Origin of the sequence: Haematobacter genomosp. 1 (assembly GCF_002196855.1) — a bacterium.
In the GTDB taxonomy this organism is placed as follows: Bacteria; Pseudomonadota; Alphaproteobacteria; order Rhodobacterales; family Rhodobacteraceae; genus Haematobacter.
The window spans coordinates 1-17,545 of sequence record NZ_NIPW01000016.1; the positions used below are offsets into that span (position 1 = coordinate 1).

General features: G+C 64.8%; 14 protein-coding genes. 9 read left to right on the forward strand and 5 right to left on the reverse strand.

Annotation, left to right across the window (positions count from 1 at the left end; all coding sequences use genetic code 11):
- Positions 1–67 precede the first annotated feature (67 nt).
- The 7 genes from aqpZ (at position 68) to CDV49_RS10655 (ending at position 8,950) form a co-directional block, all read left to right on the forward strand.
- Positions 68–781, forward strand: a complete 714-nt coding sequence (gene aqpZ, locus CDV49_RS10625) for an aquaporin Z (protein WP_088215524.1) — start codon at positions 68–70, stop codon at positions 779–781.
- Between the two features lie 231 nt (positions 782–1,012).
- Entirely contained in the window at positions 1,013–1,864 is an 852-nt protein-coding gene (locus CDV49_RS10630) for a polysaccharide pyruvyl transferase family protein (RefSeq protein ID WP_035713517.1), read from the forward strand.
- Positions 1,865–2,014: 150 nt separating this feature from the next.
- On the forward strand, positions 2,015–3,109 hold the full coding sequence (locus CDV49_RS10635; RefSeq protein WP_035713520.1) for a glycosyltransferase family 2 protein: 1,095 nt from the start codon (positions 2,015–2,017) through the stop codon (positions 3,107–3,109).
- 162 nt (positions 3,110–3,271) lie between these two features.
- The gene (locus tag CDV49_RS10640) at positions 3,272–5,611 is read left to right on the forward strand and encodes a hypothetical protein (protein WP_088215525.1); all 2,340 of its coding nucleotides are present in this window, start codon (positions 3,272–3,274) and stop codon (positions 5,609–5,611) included.
- Between the two features lie 106 nt (positions 5,612–5,717).
- Complete coding sequence (locus CDV49_RS10645; RefSeq protein WP_143413154.1) at positions 5,718–6,446, forward strand: hypothetical protein; 729 nt, start codon at positions 5,718–5,720, stop codon at positions 6,444–6,446.
- A gap of 332 nt (positions 6,447–6,778) precedes the next feature.
- Positions 6,779–8,065, forward strand: a complete 1,287-nt coding sequence (locus CDV49_RS10650) for a lipopolysaccharide biosynthesis protein (RefSeq protein ID WP_088215527.1) — start codon at positions 6,779–6,781, stop codon at positions 8,063–8,065.
- A 54-nt stretch (positions 8,066–8,119) separates the two neighbouring features.
- On the forward strand, positions 8,120–8,950 hold the full coding sequence (locus tag CDV49_RS10655) for a glycosyltransferase family 2 protein (RefSeq protein ID WP_035713530.1): 831 nt from the start codon (positions 8,120–8,122) through the stop codon (positions 8,948–8,950).
- 46 nt (positions 8,951–8,996) lie between these two features.
- Here CDV49_RS10655 and CDV49_RS10660 read toward each other — a convergent pair whose 3' ends face one another.
- The 4 genes from CDV49_RS10660 to CDV49_RS10675 form a co-directional block, all read right to left on the reverse strand.
- A complete protein-coding gene (locus CDV49_RS10660) occupies positions 8,997–10,220 on the reverse strand; it encodes a glycosyltransferase (RefSeq protein WP_088215528.1) in 1,224 nt (407 codons plus the stop codon).
- Positions 10,221–10,226: 6 nt separating this feature from the next.
- Positions 10,227–11,183 (reverse strand): GDP-L-fucose synthase, encoded by a 957-nt coding sequence (fcl, locus tag CDV49_RS10665; RefSeq protein ID WP_179209177.1) that lies wholly within the window; start codon positions 11,181–11,183, stop codon positions 10,227–10,229.
- A gap of 10 nt (positions 11,184–11,193) precedes the next feature.
- Positions 11,194–12,312, reverse strand: a complete 1,119-nt coding sequence (gmd, locus tag CDV49_RS10670; protein WP_088215530.1) for a GDP-mannose 4,6-dehydratase — start codon at positions 12,310–12,312, stop codon at positions 11,194–11,196.
- A 237-nt stretch (positions 12,313–12,549) separates the two neighbouring features.
- Entirely contained in the window at positions 12,550–13,299 is a 750-nt protein-coding gene (locus tag CDV49_RS10675; protein ID WP_035713538.1) for a glycosyltransferase family 2 protein, read from the reverse strand.
- Positions 13,300–14,193: 894 nt separating this feature from the next.
- On the opposite strand from CDV49_RS10675, the gene CDV49_RS10680 reads away from it, so the two are divergent.
- Together CDV49_RS10680 and CDV49_RS10685 are read left to right on the forward strand one after the other, a co-directional pair.
- A complete protein-coding gene (locus CDV49_RS10680) occupies positions 14,194–15,198 on the forward strand; it encodes an EpsG family protein (RefSeq protein ID WP_088215531.1) in 1,005 nt (334 codons plus the stop codon).
- Between the two features lie 18 nt (positions 15,199–15,216).
- Positions 15,217–16,380, forward strand: coding sequence for a glycosyltransferase family 4 protein (locus CDV49_RS10685; RefSeq protein WP_088215532.1), 1,164 nt, complete (start codon positions 15,217–15,219; stop codon positions 16,378–16,380).
- A gap of 18 nt (positions 16,381–16,398) precedes the next feature.
- Here CDV49_RS10685 and CDV49_RS10690 read toward each other — a convergent pair whose 3' ends face one another.
- A complete protein-coding gene (locus CDV49_RS10690; RefSeq protein WP_084684215.1) occupies positions 16,399–17,523 on the reverse strand; it encodes an MraY family glycosyltransferase in 1,125 nt (374 codons plus the stop codon).
- Positions 17,524–17,545 lie beyond the last annotated feature (22 nt).

Consider the following 17,545-nt stretch of genomic DNA (forward strand, 5'->3'; position numbering starts at 1 on the left):
GGTCAAAAATCGAGGTGCCCTTAACGAGGTTTTCAGTACGTCTACCCAATTTCGGGAGTTCTCCATCATGCAGAAGCAGCTGGTTGCCGAAGGGCTTGGAACCTTCTGGCTGGTTTTTGGCGGTTGTGGCAGTGCCATCTTTGCCGCGGCGTTTCCCGGACTCGGGATCGGGTTCGCAGGCGTGGCTCTCGCTTTCGGGCTGACCGTGCTGTCCATGGTCTATGCTGTCGGCTGGATCTCGGGCGGGCATTTCAACCCCGCGGTTTCTGTCGGGCTGGCGGTCGCGGGGCGATTTCCCTCCGCCCATGTCGTGCCCTATGTCTTGGCGCAGCTTGCAGGGGCCATTCTCGCCGCCGCCGCACTCTATCTGATTGCAACGGGCAAGCCGGGCTTCGAGATCGGCGGCTTTGCCGCAAACGGCTATGGCGACCATTCGCCCGGGGGCTACTCGATGATGTCGGCTTTCCTGATCGAAACGATCCTGACCGCCTTCTTTGTCATCATCATCCTTGGCGCGACCCATCCGCGTGCCCCCGCGGGCTTCGCCGGGATCGCGATCGGGCTGGCCCTGACGCTGATCCACCTGATCGCCATTCCGGTGACCAACACATCGGTCAACCCGGCGCGCTCAACCAGCCAGGCGCTCTTTGCCGGGGGGTGGGCGCTTGGTCAGCTGTGGCTCTTCTGGCTGGCGCCTCTGCTCGGCGCGGTGATCGGGGGCATGATCTGGCGGATGCTTGCCCATGACGGCCATGTGGCGACCGGTCAGCCCGCCGCCTGACGGGCGACACGGGAAACGGATCTCCGGGAGTCTCCGGAGGAAACAGCCCTGCCTCCGGGCCAGGGCTGTTTCTGTTTCACGCGGTCCGACGGTCTCCCTGCCGATTCACATCGCCCCGGCCGCCGACCAGGAAACAGAGTTATTCTTTTATTTTTAAAAAATAAAATGTATTGCATTGCCTTTTGTGGCAATCAATCGACATTGTAACAGAGCCTCTTCCCGGAGCCTGAAATGAATCTCTTGCCCTTTCCCACCTCCTCGGAGCGCGTCACCCCCCTGGCCAAAGCGCCTGCAGAAGTTTCCAGCAGCCATCTCCTGCCTGCCTTCGATACGCTGGCCCGTGTCATCCAGGAGAAATCGGCGGGGCGGCAGGTCATTTTCCTGCCCAATCCCGGCAACTTCGGGGATGGGCTGATCCGTCACGGGGCGAAGCGGTTCTTGTATGACTACCGGATTCCCCATACCGAAATTCATCTCGGCAAGGGATCGGCCCGCTATTTCCTGGCGCCCTATCTCGCCCGCAGGAACCGGTATCTCTTCATCTACTCGGGCGGGTCCGCCTGGGGGCACAACTATCGTCACGCTGGCGATATCTGTGCCTTTATTTCCTATTTCACAGACAATCTCATCGTTTTACCCTCCACTTTATACCATCAGGCACCAAAAGTGCGGGGAACCCTGTTTCGCCGAGATGAATATGAGAGCAAGGAAGCCTGTCCGCGGTCGCTTTTCTGTCATGATATGGCGCTCTACCTGATGGCCAAGGGACTGAAGTACGATTTCGGCCCCCCGGAAACCCCTGTAGGCTACGCCTACCGGCGCGATCGGGAATCCTCTCATCGGTTCGAGAAGGCCGCGGGCAACATTGACATCAGCGCGCTTGGCAATCACATGTCCAACGGCGACGACTTCCTGCGCGAGATCGCCCGGTATGAAACAATCGTGACCGACCGGTTACATATCGGCATCGGTGCGGCGATCGTTGGACGCAAAGTGAAACTGTACAGCGGCAACGATTACAAGATACGCGCGATCTATCGGACCAGCCTCACCCATGTTCCGAACATCGAATTTCTGGACTGACCGCACGCCTTTCGCACAAGAGGCATGCAGACCGGAAATTTTTTGCTACGAGCTTGGCCTCCCGGTCACGTCTTATCTTGTAAAACATTATCATGTTGAAGATCATTGGTGGTGACTCCCTTGCCGTAGTACGAGTACGAGGATCTCACCATGAACTACTCCTGCGTGATTGCGACCCGGAACCGGCTGGAAGCGTTGAAGCTCAGCATACCGATGCTGCTCGGCCAGACCCGTCCGCCTCAGGACATCATTGTCGTTGATTCAAGTGATGATGAAGCGGCCGTCCGCAGCCTTGTCGAAGAGTTCGCGGCCGCGGCTCCCTTGCCTGTGCGCTACATCCGCAGCGGACCGGGCGCGGCAGCGCAGCGCAACCTCGGCCTGCGCCATGTCACCGGCGAAGTCGTGCTGTTTCCCGATGACGATTCCCTTCTCTATCCCGATGCGATGGATCACATCATGCGGGTCTATGAGCGGGATACCGAGGGTTTGATCGGGGGGGTCTGCGCGGCGGAAGCCCATGCCCCTCATGAAAGCGCCGGCATCGCCGGGGCCAGCGACCGCCCCGGCTACCGCCGCCGGCGGAGCGATGCGATGTCCCTTGCCCTTCTGCCCCTCCGGCGGCGGATGGAGGACCGGCTGATCCCCGACCCTTTCCTGACCCTTGCCGCGCAGAAACTTGCGCGCCTGCGGCAGCCGGACTGGCTGGAAGAGGTGCAGGCGATCCATGTTCCCTACATGACCGGCTTCCGCATGTCCTTCCGGACAGAGGTGATCCGTGCCCTGCAGTTCGATGAAGGGCTGGGCCGTTACGCGCTGTTCGAGGATATCGACGCCTCCCTGCGGACGCTCGACAATTTTTGCGTCGTGGCTGCGACGCAGGCGTTCATCTATCACCACAAGGCCCCCGAACGGCGGGACGCGGGGCGGGCGATGGGGGTCATGCATATCCTCAACCGCGCCTATGTGCTGGCGAAGGACAGGTCCGACAATCCGCGGGAATGGGCACGGATACAATCGGAAGCCCGGCGCTTTGCCGGCTACAAGACCCTGCTCTACCGGCTGCGGGCGAAATCCACCTTCGCGCGGGATCGCTTGCGCGGTGCGGAACTCGCCTCCGCCGACCAGCAGAAACTCTTCAACGCACCGCGGCACGAACTGGCCGCGACCTATGCCCGCGTGAAGGAGTTTTGCTTGCGGAGCCCCGTGCGGGAAAGCTCCGGGCCACAGGCCACTTCCACCTCCTGAATTGCCTTGAGCGCCCGTCCGGCGGGCGACGGGTCACCGGAAATATCGGATGGCGGCAGGAGCAGAAACCAGCCGCCATGATCCGCCCCGACATTCCCGCGCTTGACCCAAACCGCCAAGACTGGAAGGCTCCAGCCAGGGTCTGCCCCCAGGAGGCGCGTCGTGGCCGTTCCGAACTTCGTCCCCTCGCCGGTGCAGGGCATCTCCGGTCCCGGTCCCTATGCTATCCCGCATCCCTATGAGGCGGGGGATATCGGGGTGCTGGTCCTGCATCACGATACACGGATCGAACTGTCGGAGGCGGAGTTCCGGCTGATCCCGCCCGCTTCCTCTACGACGGGGGAGCTTTTGCTCGCGCCCGAAACGGCGGATCGGCTGGCAGGCGGTCTGCTTCTGCCCTTCCGGCAGAGCCAGCTTGCGCAGGGCTGGAGGCGGAGCGGGGGGCGGCACGGGCTGGAGGCACAGCTCGACCTCATCGTGCGGGCCTTGCAGGACCAGACGCGGAGGCTGGATGCGGCGCTCAGGCTCGACATGCCGGTGGCGCCGCTCCATCCGCAGCCGGGGCGCCCGCTGGTGGGGACGGAGACGGGCGGGCTCGACTGGGGCCGGACCACGGTGGAGACGGCGGAGACCGCTGCCGCGATGCTGGAGCAGGCGGGCCTGATCGCCACGCCCATGCCCTGGCCCGGCAAGGCGGAGTTCCTCTCCGCGCCCCTCAATCCCGCAACCCGCCTCGCCCGGGTCATGGGGGACGGGCTGGAACTGGTTTACCGGCGCGACCCGGCGGGCGCCACGCGCCATGAGGATGGCAGCCGCTGGCGGCTCCTCTCGGGGGCGCATTACCCCGATGTGGCCAGCCTCCGCGCGGCGCGGCATCCGTTCGATCCGGGCGACAGGCTGCGGGCCGGGAGCTTCGGCTATGTCACCTTGGCCGCAGACCGGACGGCCGCCCCCGACCTGGTCACAGCGGGGGGAACGGCGCTGGCGGTGGAGCCGGACCGGGATGGCTACGTGGATCTCGACGCCTTCGGGGCAGCGGGCGACGGGCGGACGGATGACAGCGCGGCCCTGACACGCGCCATCGCCCGCGGCAAGGTGCGCCTCGGGCCGCATACCTATGCGGTCAACGAGATCCAGCCCGTCACCGGCATGCGCATCGAAGGCCCGGGGGGAGAGCTTCAGGCGGGGCGCTATGGCCTCGTCTGCACGGTAAAAGGGGGGGCCATCTTCCGTGACCGGGATGAAAAACCGATCTATGCGGCGGTTCTGGAGGGCTTCTTTGCACAGGCGGCCGCCCCCGGCGTGATCTTCTACGACAGCCCCGCGCAGAAGAAATACACCGGCGGCTTCCGCATCCGTCGTCTGGAGATATCGAACGAATTCCAGCTCCTCTTCCGTTGCGTGCCGATCTACTGGTCGATCGACGACTGCCGCTTCGGCTTCTTCGGGGGAAGGCAGGGAGGCGGGCAGGCGTTCAGGGTTTTCGAGGCATGGTCCGACTCGACCGGCTGCCCCGTAAACCTGAACAAGGTCACGAACACCACTCACTACCACTGCGCCGCGGATAAGGATTTCCCGGCGGCCTATATATTGCGCTGCGGGGCGAGCTGGACATTCGAGAACTGTTCGGCCGAACAGTTCAGCTGCGCGGTCGTGGAGGCGAGGAGCTTCTCCACCGTCCAGTGGCTGGGAGGATGGATCGAACATATCGACTATCCCGTGGTCTTTCGCGCAACGATAGACAAAGGCGCCCCCTATGTCCTGAACGGCACCCCGCTTGCCGTCGAGGGGACAAAGTTCTTCATCGGCAATGAAACCTGCCGTCATCTGGTGGATAACAGGAACGGCCTGGTTACCCTGCGCAACCTGAATATCCTGGGCCAGGCGGCCGGGTTCCGGGCCGTGACGAACCCCTGGCAGGTCGCGCTCTTTCGCGGCAACTACATCGGGCGAAATCCCGCTTTCGATACAGCTCTCGTGGAGCAGGGCCAGCTTCGCACCGGCAGGCTGTCCCCCTGGCGAAACGGCATCCCGCCCGAGCGTCTCACATCCCTTTCCAGAACCCTGCGCCTTTCCCCCCGGGTATCCGGCCTGACCGGCGAGCAGACAAGCCTTCTGCATCTCGCCGGTGGTTCGGCCAGTCAGGCGGTGACGCTGGAAGTGCCGCTCCAGATCCTTGCGCCCCTGGACGCAGGCTATGTGACGATGGCCGCCATCGGCGCGTGGAATGGTTCAGGACAGGGACGGCTGGTGCGCGCCGCCTACTGGGCGAATGCGGATCCCGCCTCTGCCCAGGCGGCGGCGACCGCCGCTCCCGAGCAGGGCATCACCCGGAGCGATACCGGTCTCGGGATCACCCGGCTGACATGCTTCGTTCCGCATGAGGTGTCCTCCTTCCACATCGGCCTCGTGTTCGAAACGTCCCGCGATGAGGAGTTTCTTCTGGAAGGCATGCATCTTCTGGTCGGCGATGCGGTCTGCAACTATCCCTTCTTCGCCTGAAGCGAAGCGGTTGCGCCTGAAGCGAAGCGGTTGCGAAGGCGGCGAGAGCGGCATTATGGAGGGTCCGGGGCAGGTTCTGCCCGGCAGCGCAACCGGAGCCGACCCTGTGACGCCTTCTCCTCCCCTCCTGCTGACATCGGCCATCCATGTCTCTGCGCCCCTGACCAACCTGACCGATGCGAAACAGCGCCTTGATGCCCATCTCGACAGTCTGGCGGAATGGAGCAGGACGCCGGGTGTAGAGGAAATCGTGATCTGCGACGGTTCGGGTTACGATCTGGAGCCGCATCTCGCTCCCCTGCGCCAGGCCCATCCCCATATGCGGTATGAAGCCCTTTCCTTTCGCAACGATCAGGAAATGGTTGCCCGGCGAGGGAAGGGCTATGGCGAGGGCGAGATCGTCCTTCATGCCCTCGGCCACAGCAGGATCCTGCAAAACAGCCCCGCTTTCGCCAAATGCACGGGGAAGCTGTGGCTCAGTAACTTTTCCGCCTGTCTTCGGGGGTGGAATGGGCAGGCTGGCTTCAATCTCTGGGGCCGCACCCGGATCGACAGCATCGATACGCGCTTCTATCTTGTCGCGCGCGATTTCTTCGACCGCCATCTTCGCGATCGCTACCGCGATGTCGACGATCCGGCGGGATATTACCTGGAGCACAGCTATCGCGACGGGTTGGAGGGCCTTCTTCCCCGCAGCTATGTGATGTGGCCCGCCCCGCGCCTGCAAGGCGTGTCGGGTTCCTCAGGGCAGGGCCTGCCGCCCCAGGGGGTCGGCAGGCGGATGAGGAATGACTTGCGCAACCTTGCCTTTCGCGCGGGAATCCTGCCGCTCTAGCCTTGGGAGCACAGGCGGGCATTGCCTATCCCTTCGCCAGATTTTATTCCCATCCCGGTGCGCGAGACGGTGGCCCTCCGAGCCGCCCATCTCCCGACCGGAGAGCTTATGGACCTGCATCATCCCCAACCGCGACCCCTTTTCTCCGACCGGGAGGGTGCAAGCAGCCTCGGTTCCGCAATCCCCCCCGTGCTTGCCGGCAAGGGGACAGTCCATGACACGTCCCATGCGCGGGACTGCGGTACGGAAAGAGGCCCCCTGAGCGGCTCCGCGACCCTGTCCCGCCCTGACGGGATCCCTGCCGATCTGCGCCCCGGGAACCAGCATCTGTCATGACGGAAGCCCGCTTCAACCTGAGGAAGAATGTCCTCCATCAGGCGTTCTCCTTCGCCGTCAGCCTGGCTCTCACCTTCCTGACCTACCGCATCCTGATCGAGCGCAGCGGGATCGAGGCTGTCGGAACCTGGTCTCTCCTGCTTGCCTGGACCTCGCTGATCCGGCTTGGCGATCTGGGCCTTGCCACGGCCACGTTGAGGTTCGTGGCACGGCATGATCTGGATCATGAGCAGGAAGTCATCCGGGATACGATCGAAACGGGGATACTTTCCAACAGCGCCATCTTCGGACTGCTGAATCTTCTTGGCTGGCTCATCCTGACATGGGCCCTGCCTTATCTTGTCTCGGCCGATCATCTGGCGGAGGGGGAAGCGCTGCTTCCCTGGCTGTTTCTTCTGTCTTTTCTGAGCAACCTGTCCTGGATCGTTCTGGGCAGTCTTCAGGGCCTTCATGCCGGCTATGTGGCGGCCCGGCTTTCCGTGGCGGGAAACATCCTGCAGCTTCTGTTGGCGCTCCTGCTCATTCCGGCCTTCAGCCTGCTGGGACTGGCCTGGGCCCAGATCGCGATGCACCTCGCCCTGGCGATTGTCGGGTGGCTTCTGCTGCATCACTGGGTGCCTTCCGCCGGGTGGGTGCCGTATCACTTCAACCGCGAGCGGTTCCGCGAGATGCTCGGCTACAGCCTGCGCGCTCAGGTGGCGAGCACGCTGTCCAACTTCTTCGAGCCTGCCACGAAACTGCTCGTCAGCCTGTTCGGCGACGCCGCGCTTCAGGGGATCTACGAACTGGCCTACAAGACGGTCATGCTGCCCCGCTCCGTCGTGATGGCCAGCATTCAGGCCTCCATGCCCGCGTTCAGCTATCAGACCAAGACCGATCCGGAAGCAAGCCGTGCCCTCTATCGCCGTATCCTGCGCCGCACCGCGCAGGTGACAGTCGCGGTCGGCGTGGCGATCTGCCTCGGTGCACCGGTTGCCTCCTGGCTCTGGCTCGGGCACGTGGATCTGCGCTACTGGGCGTTCACGGTGATCCTGACCCTGGGGATCCTCACAGCCCTCCTCAATGCGCCGGGCGCATCGATAGGCTTCGTGACGGGAAATCTCCGCCACAATATCTGGACGGCCCTTGCCACCCTTGCCCTGACCTTCGCGATGGGGTTCGTGATCGGGCAAATCTTCGGGCCCTACGGCACGGTGGCGGCCATTTCCGCAGGAACGGGCCTGGGCAGTATCATCCTCAGACGGATGAACGAGCGCTTCCTGCACCAGCAGGCACCAACGTGATCCTCCGCCTCTGCTCCCTTTCCGTTTCGATCTCCGGCCTGTAGGTAATCCCTCATGAGACTTGCCATCCTGTGCGCCAGCTTCAATCGTGTTGCCGTCACGCTCCAGGGCCTTGAAAGCCTGCGGAACGCGCTCGCCTCCGCACCGGGGTTGGAGTGGAAGATATACCTGCTCGACGATGCCTCTCCCGACGGAACGGCGGAAGCGGTTCGCACCCGCTTTCCGGATGTGCGGGTCATAGAGGGAACGGGAAACCTCTTCTGGAACCAGGGGATGCGCCGCGCCCAGGCCGCCGCCCGGGAAGAGGGGCCGTGGGATGCCTATCTGCTCTACAATGATGATTCCGTACTGATCCGGGAGGCGGTGGTCGATTTCATTTCCCGTTATGACGCTTACAATCGCGAAGCTCCGACGGCCTGTGTCGGCTCCTTCCTCGACCCCGATAGCCGGGAGCCGACATACAGCGGCTACGCCCGGAAATCGCGGCATTTCCCCCTGACCGTCGCGCCGGTCTTTCCCAAGGGCCAGGACATCGCCTGCGACACGTTCAACGGCAACTTCGTCATGGTGCCCGGGGTCGCGTTCGAGGCGCTCGGGGGGCTCAGCCCAAGCTACAACCACACCTATGGCGATATCGACCTGGGTTACGGGCTTGGCCGGAACGGCGTGCGCCGTATCGTGATCGGCAATCCGGTCGGATATGCGAGCCGCAATCCCCCGGCGGATCTTTCGACCCTTTCGAAACGCTGGAAGAAACATTTCGGGGGGCCGGACAGCTGGCGGCAACATGCAGCCTTCTACCGGCGAAACACCGGGTCCGCGCTCTGGCCGGCCGTCATGACGCTCGGCCTTGCCGCCCGGGTGAAACGCGCGCTTCTGGGATGATCTTCACGGCTTCTGCCCGGCTCCCCCGCGGGGCGGAGCCGTCAGCTCACTTCATCAGTTCCCGCACGCCGGCGGCGAAGGCGGGCACGTCGCCGCGGGGGGCGTAGTCGGCGGCGCCGCGGCACTGGCGTTCCCACAGATCGCGGTCCGTGGCCAGGAGACGCATGAAGAAGGCGAAGCCCTCCGGATTGTCCGGCTCCACCACGAAGCCGTTCACGCCGGTGCGCACCAGGCTGTCCCGCGCGCCGCAGATATCGGAGAGGATGGAGGGCACACCCATCGCCTGCGCCTCGATCACCACGTTTCCGAACTGCTCCTCGGTACTTGTCAGCACGAGGGCCAGGGTGGAGGTGAGCAATCGCGCGATGGCATCGGTCTGCAAGAAGCCGTGGAATACCACGCGCTCCGCAATGCCGAGCGCCTCGGCCCGGGCGCGCAGTTCTGCCTCCAGCGGGCCGGAGCCGCAGAGATGGAGCGGGCGCGGCGCGGGATCGGCAGCGGCATAGAGCGCATAGGCCTCCAGCGCCACGAAGAGGTTCTTCTTCGGCACGAGCCGGGCCACGATGGTGAAATGCCGTTCCCCGAACGGGATACCTTCCGGGGCTGGCTGGCCCTCCGACATCCGGCGGATGCGGTCCAGAGAGACGGTATTATATACCCCCGTGATCCGCTTCTCCGGGATTCCGAGAAACCGGAAATAGTCCCGCGTCCTGAAGCCCGATCCGATCGCCCCCTGATAGGGTTTCAAGAACCACGATTTCACCCATTCGCGGAAGGGCCTGCGCGGCATGTCGTCAAACTTCGAGCAGCCCATGGTATAGACCCGGTCGCCCCGCAGCCGCAGCAGGCAGGCAAAGGCAAAGACCGGCATCCAGCTGTAGTGGCACATGAACCAGATGGCCCGCCCCTCCCGCCGCCGGAAAGCCGCGAGAGAGCGCAGGAGCGCCAGCCCCGTCGGGCGGGACGCGGGATGGAGCGTCACCTTGCGGAACCCCTCGCCCGTCTCCGGCACCCAGTCATAGGTGTCGCTCTGCCCATAGAGTTCGAGGCCCACCACCTCCGCCTCTCCGCGGACCTCCGCTGCCACGGCGTCGCAGCGGTCGGCATGCATGGGGCCGAAGTTCTCCCACAGGAAGACGAGCCGCGGCAGGGAACCGGCCGGCTTTACACCCGGCTCCACACCCCGCGGGGCTTCCCCTGCGGGGTTGCGGGGATCGGGGTTTCGGGTATCCGGGAGTGCGGCCTCGGGCGGAGATACGGGATGGCTCATCGGGGATCAGGCCTCCCGCAGCGCGGCGGTATGATCCTTGAACCAGCCGTAGGTATCGCGCAGGCCATCCTCCAGCCCGGTCTGGGCCTGCCAGCCCATCGCGGCGAGGCGGGAGACATCCATGAGCTTTCGCGCCGTCCCGTCGGGTTTCGTCGTGTCGAAGGAAATACGGCCCTCGAAGCCGGTGACCTTCGCGATCATCGCGGCCAGCTCCGCGATGGTCACGTCCTGACCTGTCCCTACGTTGATATGGGACAGCATCGGCTCGGTATTCGCCTCATAGACCGCGCGGGGCAGGCCCAGGACAAAGAGCGAGGCCTCCGCCATGTCATCCACATGCAGGAATTCGCGCATGGGCGTGCCGGTGCCCCAGATCACCACCTCGTCGCGGCCCTCGCGCGCGGCCTCATGGAAGCGGCGGATGAGGGCGGGCATGACATGGCTGTTCTCGGGGTGGAAGTTGTCGCCCGGGCCATAGAGGTTCGTGGGCATCACCGAGCGGTAGTCGGTGCCGTATTGCCGGTTGTAGCTCTCGCAGAGCTTGATCCCCGCGATCTTGGCAACCGCATAGGGTTCGTTCGTGGGCTCCAGCACCCCGGTCAGCAGCGCATCCTCCGCCATCGGCTGAGCGACGGCGCGGGGATAGATGCAGGAGGAACCCAGGAACAGCAGATGCTGCACGCCCGCCTTGTGGGCCTGATGGATGACATTCGCCTCCATCATCAGGTTTTCATAGATGAACTCGGCCGGGTAGGTGTTGTTGGCATGGATGCCGCCCACCTTGGCCGCGGCGAGGATCACGGCATCGGGCTTTTCCTCCGCCATGAAGGCCCGCACTGCGGCCTGGTCGGTCAGGTCGAGTTCGGCATGGGTGCGGGTGACGACATCCGCCCCCCGGGCCTGCAGGCGGCGCAGGATCGCCCCCCCCACCATGCCGCGATGTCCGGCGACGTAGTATTTCATGTCCCGCCCCTTACGCTTCGACCGAGACCGGCGCGTGGAAGCCATGCTCCCGCAGCAGCCGGTGACGGCGGGCGGATTGCAGATCCTCGGCCACCATCTCGGCGCACATCTCCTGCGCGGTGATCTCCGGCACCCAGCCGAGCTTCTCCTTGGCCTTGGTCGGATCGCCGAGCAGCGTCTCCACCTCGGCCGGGCGGAAATAGCGCGGGTCGATGCGCATGATGACCTGGCCCGCCTTCACGTCGGGCGCCTTGTCCCCCGTGATGGCGGTGACGGTCGCCACCTCCTCCACGCCGGTCCCGGTGAACTCCAGCGTCAGCCCCAGCTCTGCCGCCGACCAGCGGATGAATTCGCGCACCGAATACTGCTTGCCGGTGGCGATGACGAAATCCTCCGCCGCCTCCTGCTGGAGCATCATCCACTGCATGCGGACATAGTCCTTGGCATGGCCCCAGTCGCGCAGGCTGTCGATATTGCCCATGTAGAGGCACTGCTCCAGCCCCTGCGCGATGTTGGCCAGGCCCCGGGTGATCTTGCGCGTCACGAAGGTCTCGCCGCGGCGGGGGCTCTCATGATTGAAGAGGATGCCGTTGCAGGCATAGATCCCATAGGCCTCGCGGTAGTTCACCGCGATCCAGTAGGCATACATCTTGGCCACCGCGTAAGGGCTGCGCGGATGGAAGGGGGTCGTCTCCTTCTGCGGGATCTCCTGCACCAGCCCGTAGAGTTCGGAGGTGGAGGCCTGGTAGAAGCGGGTCTTCTGCTCCAGCCCGAGGAAGCGGATCGCCTCCAGAAGCCGCAGCGTGCCGATCGCATCCACATCGGCGGTGTATTCCGGCGCCTCGAAGCTCACCGCCACATGGGATTGCGCGCCGAGGTTGTAGACCTCGTCGGGCTCCACCTCGCGCAGGATGCGCGTCAGGTTCGACGTGTCGGTGAGGTCGCCGTAATGCAGCTTCAGCCGCGGGTCCGGGTTGTGCGGGTCTTCATAGATGTGGTCGATCCGCTGGGTGTTGAACAGCGAGGCGCGGCGCTTGATCCCATGGACTTCATAGCCCTTGGCGAGCAGGAATTCCGCCAGATAGGAGCCGTCCTGGCCGGTGATACCTGTGATAAGGGCCTTTTTCATCGGGGTCTCCTGGCTGAAAGCGGGCGGGGATGGCTGGAAGGCGCCCGCGGACTGCAGGCGGTTATCGTGAAAATCCGCCGGGCGCGGACAAGAGCGGAAATACCCGCGGGACGCCGACGGGCGAAGAGCGGCACCTCCTGCGGGCGGGCAGGGCGGGCTGCAGAAGCGCGGCCGGGCAGGCCGGCTCTACGGGAATGGCGAATGCCGCAAGGGCAATTGTCCGGGAGACAGGTCATGTCAGTGCCGGACCAGTTCCAGAAGCTTGCGGGGATATTTCGACAGGATGCGCGGATAGCTGGTGGCAATGCCGTTCTCCCGGCAGGCGCGGCGCACTTCCTGCGTGCCGAGGATCTTGCTCCTCAGCCCCGAGGTGCTGGCGCCGCCCGCCTCCATCCTGACCCAGACCTCCGGGACATGCCGCCAGCGGATGTCGCCCTTCCGGAACACGCGGGCCACGAATTCGAAATCCCCGGCGATGCGGTAATCTGTCCGGTAAAGACCATGCGCCTCGAACACACGGCGATGAAGGAACAGCGCGGTATGGGCGGGCATCGCCCCCGCCGCGATCCGCTCGGGCCGGAAGTGGGAACTGTCATAGCGCCGGATCACCCGGTCCGGCTGGCCGGGCGGATGAAAGGTCACATCGGCAAAGACCGCATCGAGATCACCCCCCGCAAAGGCTTCCGCCACGCGGGAGAGGACATGCGGATGGGCGTAACGGTCATTGGAGTGCAGGATGCCGATCACCTCTCCCTCCGCCCGGGCGATACCCTTGTTGATCGCGTCATAGATGCCGCGATCCGGCCCGGAGGCGAGACTGATGAGCGGGCTGGCGAACCCCTCCACCACGGCACAGGTCTCGTCCTTCGACGCACCGTCCACCACGACAAGCTCCCGCTCCGCATGGTCCTGAAGGAGAAAACTCTCAACCGCCCGCGCGACCGTCGCCCCGGAATTGTAGCAGGCCATGACGGCGGAAATCTTCATGCGGTGGCTCGGGTATCCTGGGCCTTCGGTTGGTTCTGCCGCCTAGCACGGGCGGGCCGTCATGGAAAGGGAAGGGAAGGGGCGGGCAGGCGGATTGCTGCGCCTGGCGCGGAAGCAGGCGGCAGGGGCCGCTTCGCCTCGACCGGCTCCCGACCCTCAATCGCCAATGGCCCCATGTCACGGAAGGGGATGGAGTGCGGCGCCCTCACGATACCGGTGACCGGCTTTGCCATGGCGGGTGGCCTGGTGTCGATTGCACCGGGCAGGACGAGGCGGTGCAGGAGGAGGCCGGGCGGGAGGAGAGTGGGCAGGTGGAGAGTGGGCGGGGGCAGGCTGGGCAGGAAGCGACACGGGGGGTAGGGAGAAGCAGCAGGCAGGGGGTACCCGGGCAGGGGCAGGCAGGGACCTGACCACGGGCCTTCCTTGCCTCTCCCTCCCGGATCCCCATACCGACCCGACCGGGAGGGCGAAACCGATGGCCTCTCTCCCCGATCTCCCCTCACGGATCTCTCCCCCCGGTCTCCCCCGACAGAATATCCCGGAGGCCCGCATGGCCACGGCCCGCCTGTGAGCCCGGTATTTCGCGGAGGCCGGTATTTCGTGGGAGCCCAGTATTTCGTGGGAGCCCGGTATTTTGAGTCTGGTATTTTGAGCCCGGCATTTCCTGAAGCAGGGATGCACACGGCCAGTTGCATCGGCCTCCTTCCTCCTGCTTCTGGCGCGCGCCGCTCCGATGCCACAAAATCGTCAGGCGCAGATGCACCGTGACCGCCCGCTCCGGCGCGCAGGTCCTCATCCGGTCGTGACGCCCTGTCGGCTCGACCTCGGCAGCGGGGCTGCATATAGTACCGCCACCGGCGGCACCCCGCACCGGAGGCCAAGCATGGGAAAGCGATGACGAGCCGCGCCATTGACGCCAGTCCGGTCGCACAGCCTTTCCGGGCAGGTCTCAGGGGGGCCGATCTGTTGGCGGGGATGCTCGTCTTCCTGGTGGCCTTCGGCATCTCCCTCTCGCTGCTGGGAGCTTATACAGGGGGAGACCAGCTCAACTACCGCGCCTTCTATGACGAGGTACGGGGTGTGCGGGCCGATGCCGTGCCGATCGTTCAGGCGATGACCACCGGCTCGGCCGAACCGCTCTATGGCTATCTGATGTGGGTCACCTCCAGCGCGGGGCTGGACAAGGATGTCGTGATTTCCGTGATGAACGGAATACTGGCGCTGGTCCTTTTCCTGTTCCTGCGTCGCTATCGGGCTGGTGTGCTGCCGACCGTTCTCATCTTTACGAACTTCTACCTCATCACGCTGTTCACGTCGCTCGAACGCCTGAAGCTCGCCTATATCCTGCTGACGCTCGCCATGCTGGTGTCGGGGTGGAAAAGGGCGCTGATCCTGTTCATATCCATGACGGCGCATTTCCAGTCCTTCCTGCTGATCGCGGCGGGGGCGGGTCTGCGTGTGGGGTCTGCCGATTTCCTGCGCCGCTACGTCACCCCGTTACAGCTGCTTCTCATCCTCATGGGGATTCCGGTCGCCATCATCGGATTTCTGCTCTTTGTGCTGCGCTTCCTGCCCGCCATTCAGGGCAAGATGGCCGCGTATCAGGGGGGCGGGGTTGCCGAACTGGCCAGCATGGGGCTGCTCATCATCGTGGGAGTGGTCGTGCTCCGCCGGAAGCAGGCATTCCTGGTGGGTCTCATTCCGATCGCGATGGCGGCGGCGGTCTTCGGGGCCTCCCGCATCAACGTCATGGCAGTCACATTCCTGCTCTACCTTGCCGTGACGGAGCGGCGGGCCAGTCATCCGCTGATGCTGGCGCTTCTGGTCTATTTCAGCCTGAAGACCATCCCCTTCGTCGAGAACATCTATGCCTGGGGCGATGGCTATTACATCCCCTGATCCCAGCCCGGATATCCCATGACCTTTCGCCTTCTGATCAATGCCTCCAACCTCCGTGTCGGCGGGGTGGTGCAGGTCGGCATCTCCGCCATCGACGAAATCGCGCGCCTCGGCCCGGAGGGAATGGAGATCAGCGTGCTCGCCTGCGAGGGGGTGGACCGCAACCTTGCCCAGATCGGCTGCGACACGGGCGCCTTTGCGCGCTACCGGGTGCGCTCCGTTCCCGGTCTCTCGCCCTTCGACCCCGTGCTGGATGAGGAGATCGCGCGGGCCGATGCGGTCTTTACCATATTCGGCCCGCTCTATGCCCGCCGCCGCCCGAAAGTGAGCGTGATGGGCTTTGCCCAGCCGTGGATCATCTATCCCGACAATGACATCTACAAAGGCCTTTCCCCGCTCGCCAAAGCGAAATCGCGGCTGAAATACGGCCTGCAGGCGGCGATCCTGCGGCGGAATGCCGACCATGCCATCGTGGAGGCCGGGCATGTGAAGGAGCGGCTCGTCGCCCGCGGGCTGTTCCGCGAAGGACAGGTGAGCGTGGTCTCGAACTGCGTGAGCGACATCTTCCGTCAGCCGGAGCTGTGGCGTCCGGTGGCGCTGCCGGAGCGGAAGGGGCTGCGCATCGGCTTTCTCGGCCGGGATTACCCGCACAAGAACCTGTCCATCCTGCCGGAGGTGGCGCGCGCGCTCCGTGAACGGCATGGGATGGCGGTGGAGTTCCTCGTCACCCTGACGGAAGCAGAATGGCAGGCACGCAGCCCGGAGTTCCGAAGCGCGGTCACCAATGTCGGGCCGCTCGACCTCGCCCAGTGCCCCTCCTTCTACGCGGGGCTGGACGCCGCGATCTTCCCGAGCCTGCTCGAATGCTTCTCTGTCATGCCGCTGGAGGCGATGGCGATGGGGCTGCGGGTGTTCGCTTCCGACCGGCCCTTCGTAAGGGACATCTGCGGACCCTTCGCGCGCTATTTCGACCCCCATGCACCGGAGGCAGCGGCCGCCTGTATCGCCGAAGGACTGGCCACCCCCCCGTCGGATGAGGAGCGGGAGATGATCCGCGCGCAGGGTTTTGCAGGTATGAGCCCCACCGAACGCGCGAAAAGCTATCTGGAGATCGTCCGCCGGGTCGTCGCGGAAAAGGGTGGCGCTGTCCCGGCCGGAGCACGCATCCCGCTCAGGGGATGATACGCCGCTCCTTGCGGCCTATTCGGCCGGATGGGCCGCAGGATGATGCGGACGGATGTTCCGCCCGGAAGGACCATTCCCGCCCCGGCCGCGCAGCAGCGCCACGCGGCGGTAGAGCAGCAGGTAGCAGCACGCCACCACGAGCAGCGCCCCCCAGATGGCGAGCGAGCTTTTCGCACAGAACACCGCCAATACGGTGGACAGCAGCGGGAAGGCCCAGAGGATCGTGCTGGCCACGGGGTTGCGCAGCTGGGGCCTGCCCAGCCCCCGTGCGATACGGCGGGCGAGGCTGCGATAGACGAGGCTGTGCAGATGCAACCGGTCGGGCTGGCCGGGATGGCTGCCGGTCCGCACGGTGCGGCGGTGGATCGACACGAAGGTCTCGATCATCGGATAGGCCAGGAGCAGGATGCCGATGATCGGCGAGATCTCCGGGTTGCGGGCAGGGAGCGCGACGGCGAGGACCGCCAGCAGATAGCCCGTCCCATAGGCGCCGGCATCGCCGAAGAAGATCAGCCCGAGCGGATAGTTCAGCAGGAAGAACCCGGCGATGGCCCCGATGGCGACAAGGCAGACACCCATGATCGCCGTATCCCCCGTCTGCCAGGCGATGAGCCCGAAGCCGGCGAGGATGATGATCGCCGTCCCCGAAGCCAGCCCGTTCACCCCGTCGATGATGTTCAGCGCATTGGCGATGCCGCCAATGGCGAAGGCGGTGAAGAGCACGGCAATCGGGCCGATGGCCAGCAGCATGTCCACCCCCGGCAGGTCCACCCCCCGGATGGCGTAGCCCGAGAGCAGGCAGAAGATCAGCCCCGACAGGATGGTGGCCAGCAGGCGGGTGCGTACGCCCACCCGCTTGGTCACGTCCTCGATCAGCCCGGAGGCGAAGGCGGGGATCGCAGCAAGACAGATCATCCACCACAGCTCCCGCCCGCCATCCGGCAGGGCGAAACCACCCGCCAGCGCACCGACCATGAGGGCAAGCCCGCCGACCCGCGGGGTCGGCACGGCATGGAGCTTCTGCACGCCCACCTGACTGTCGAGGGTCAGATGCCCATGCAAATGGCGCGTCAGGACGAGAACGGTGGCGAACAGGCAACTTGCCAGGATCGCGAAGGCGAATGCGTTGACGAAGATCATGCCGGAACCTTGAGGTGGGCGG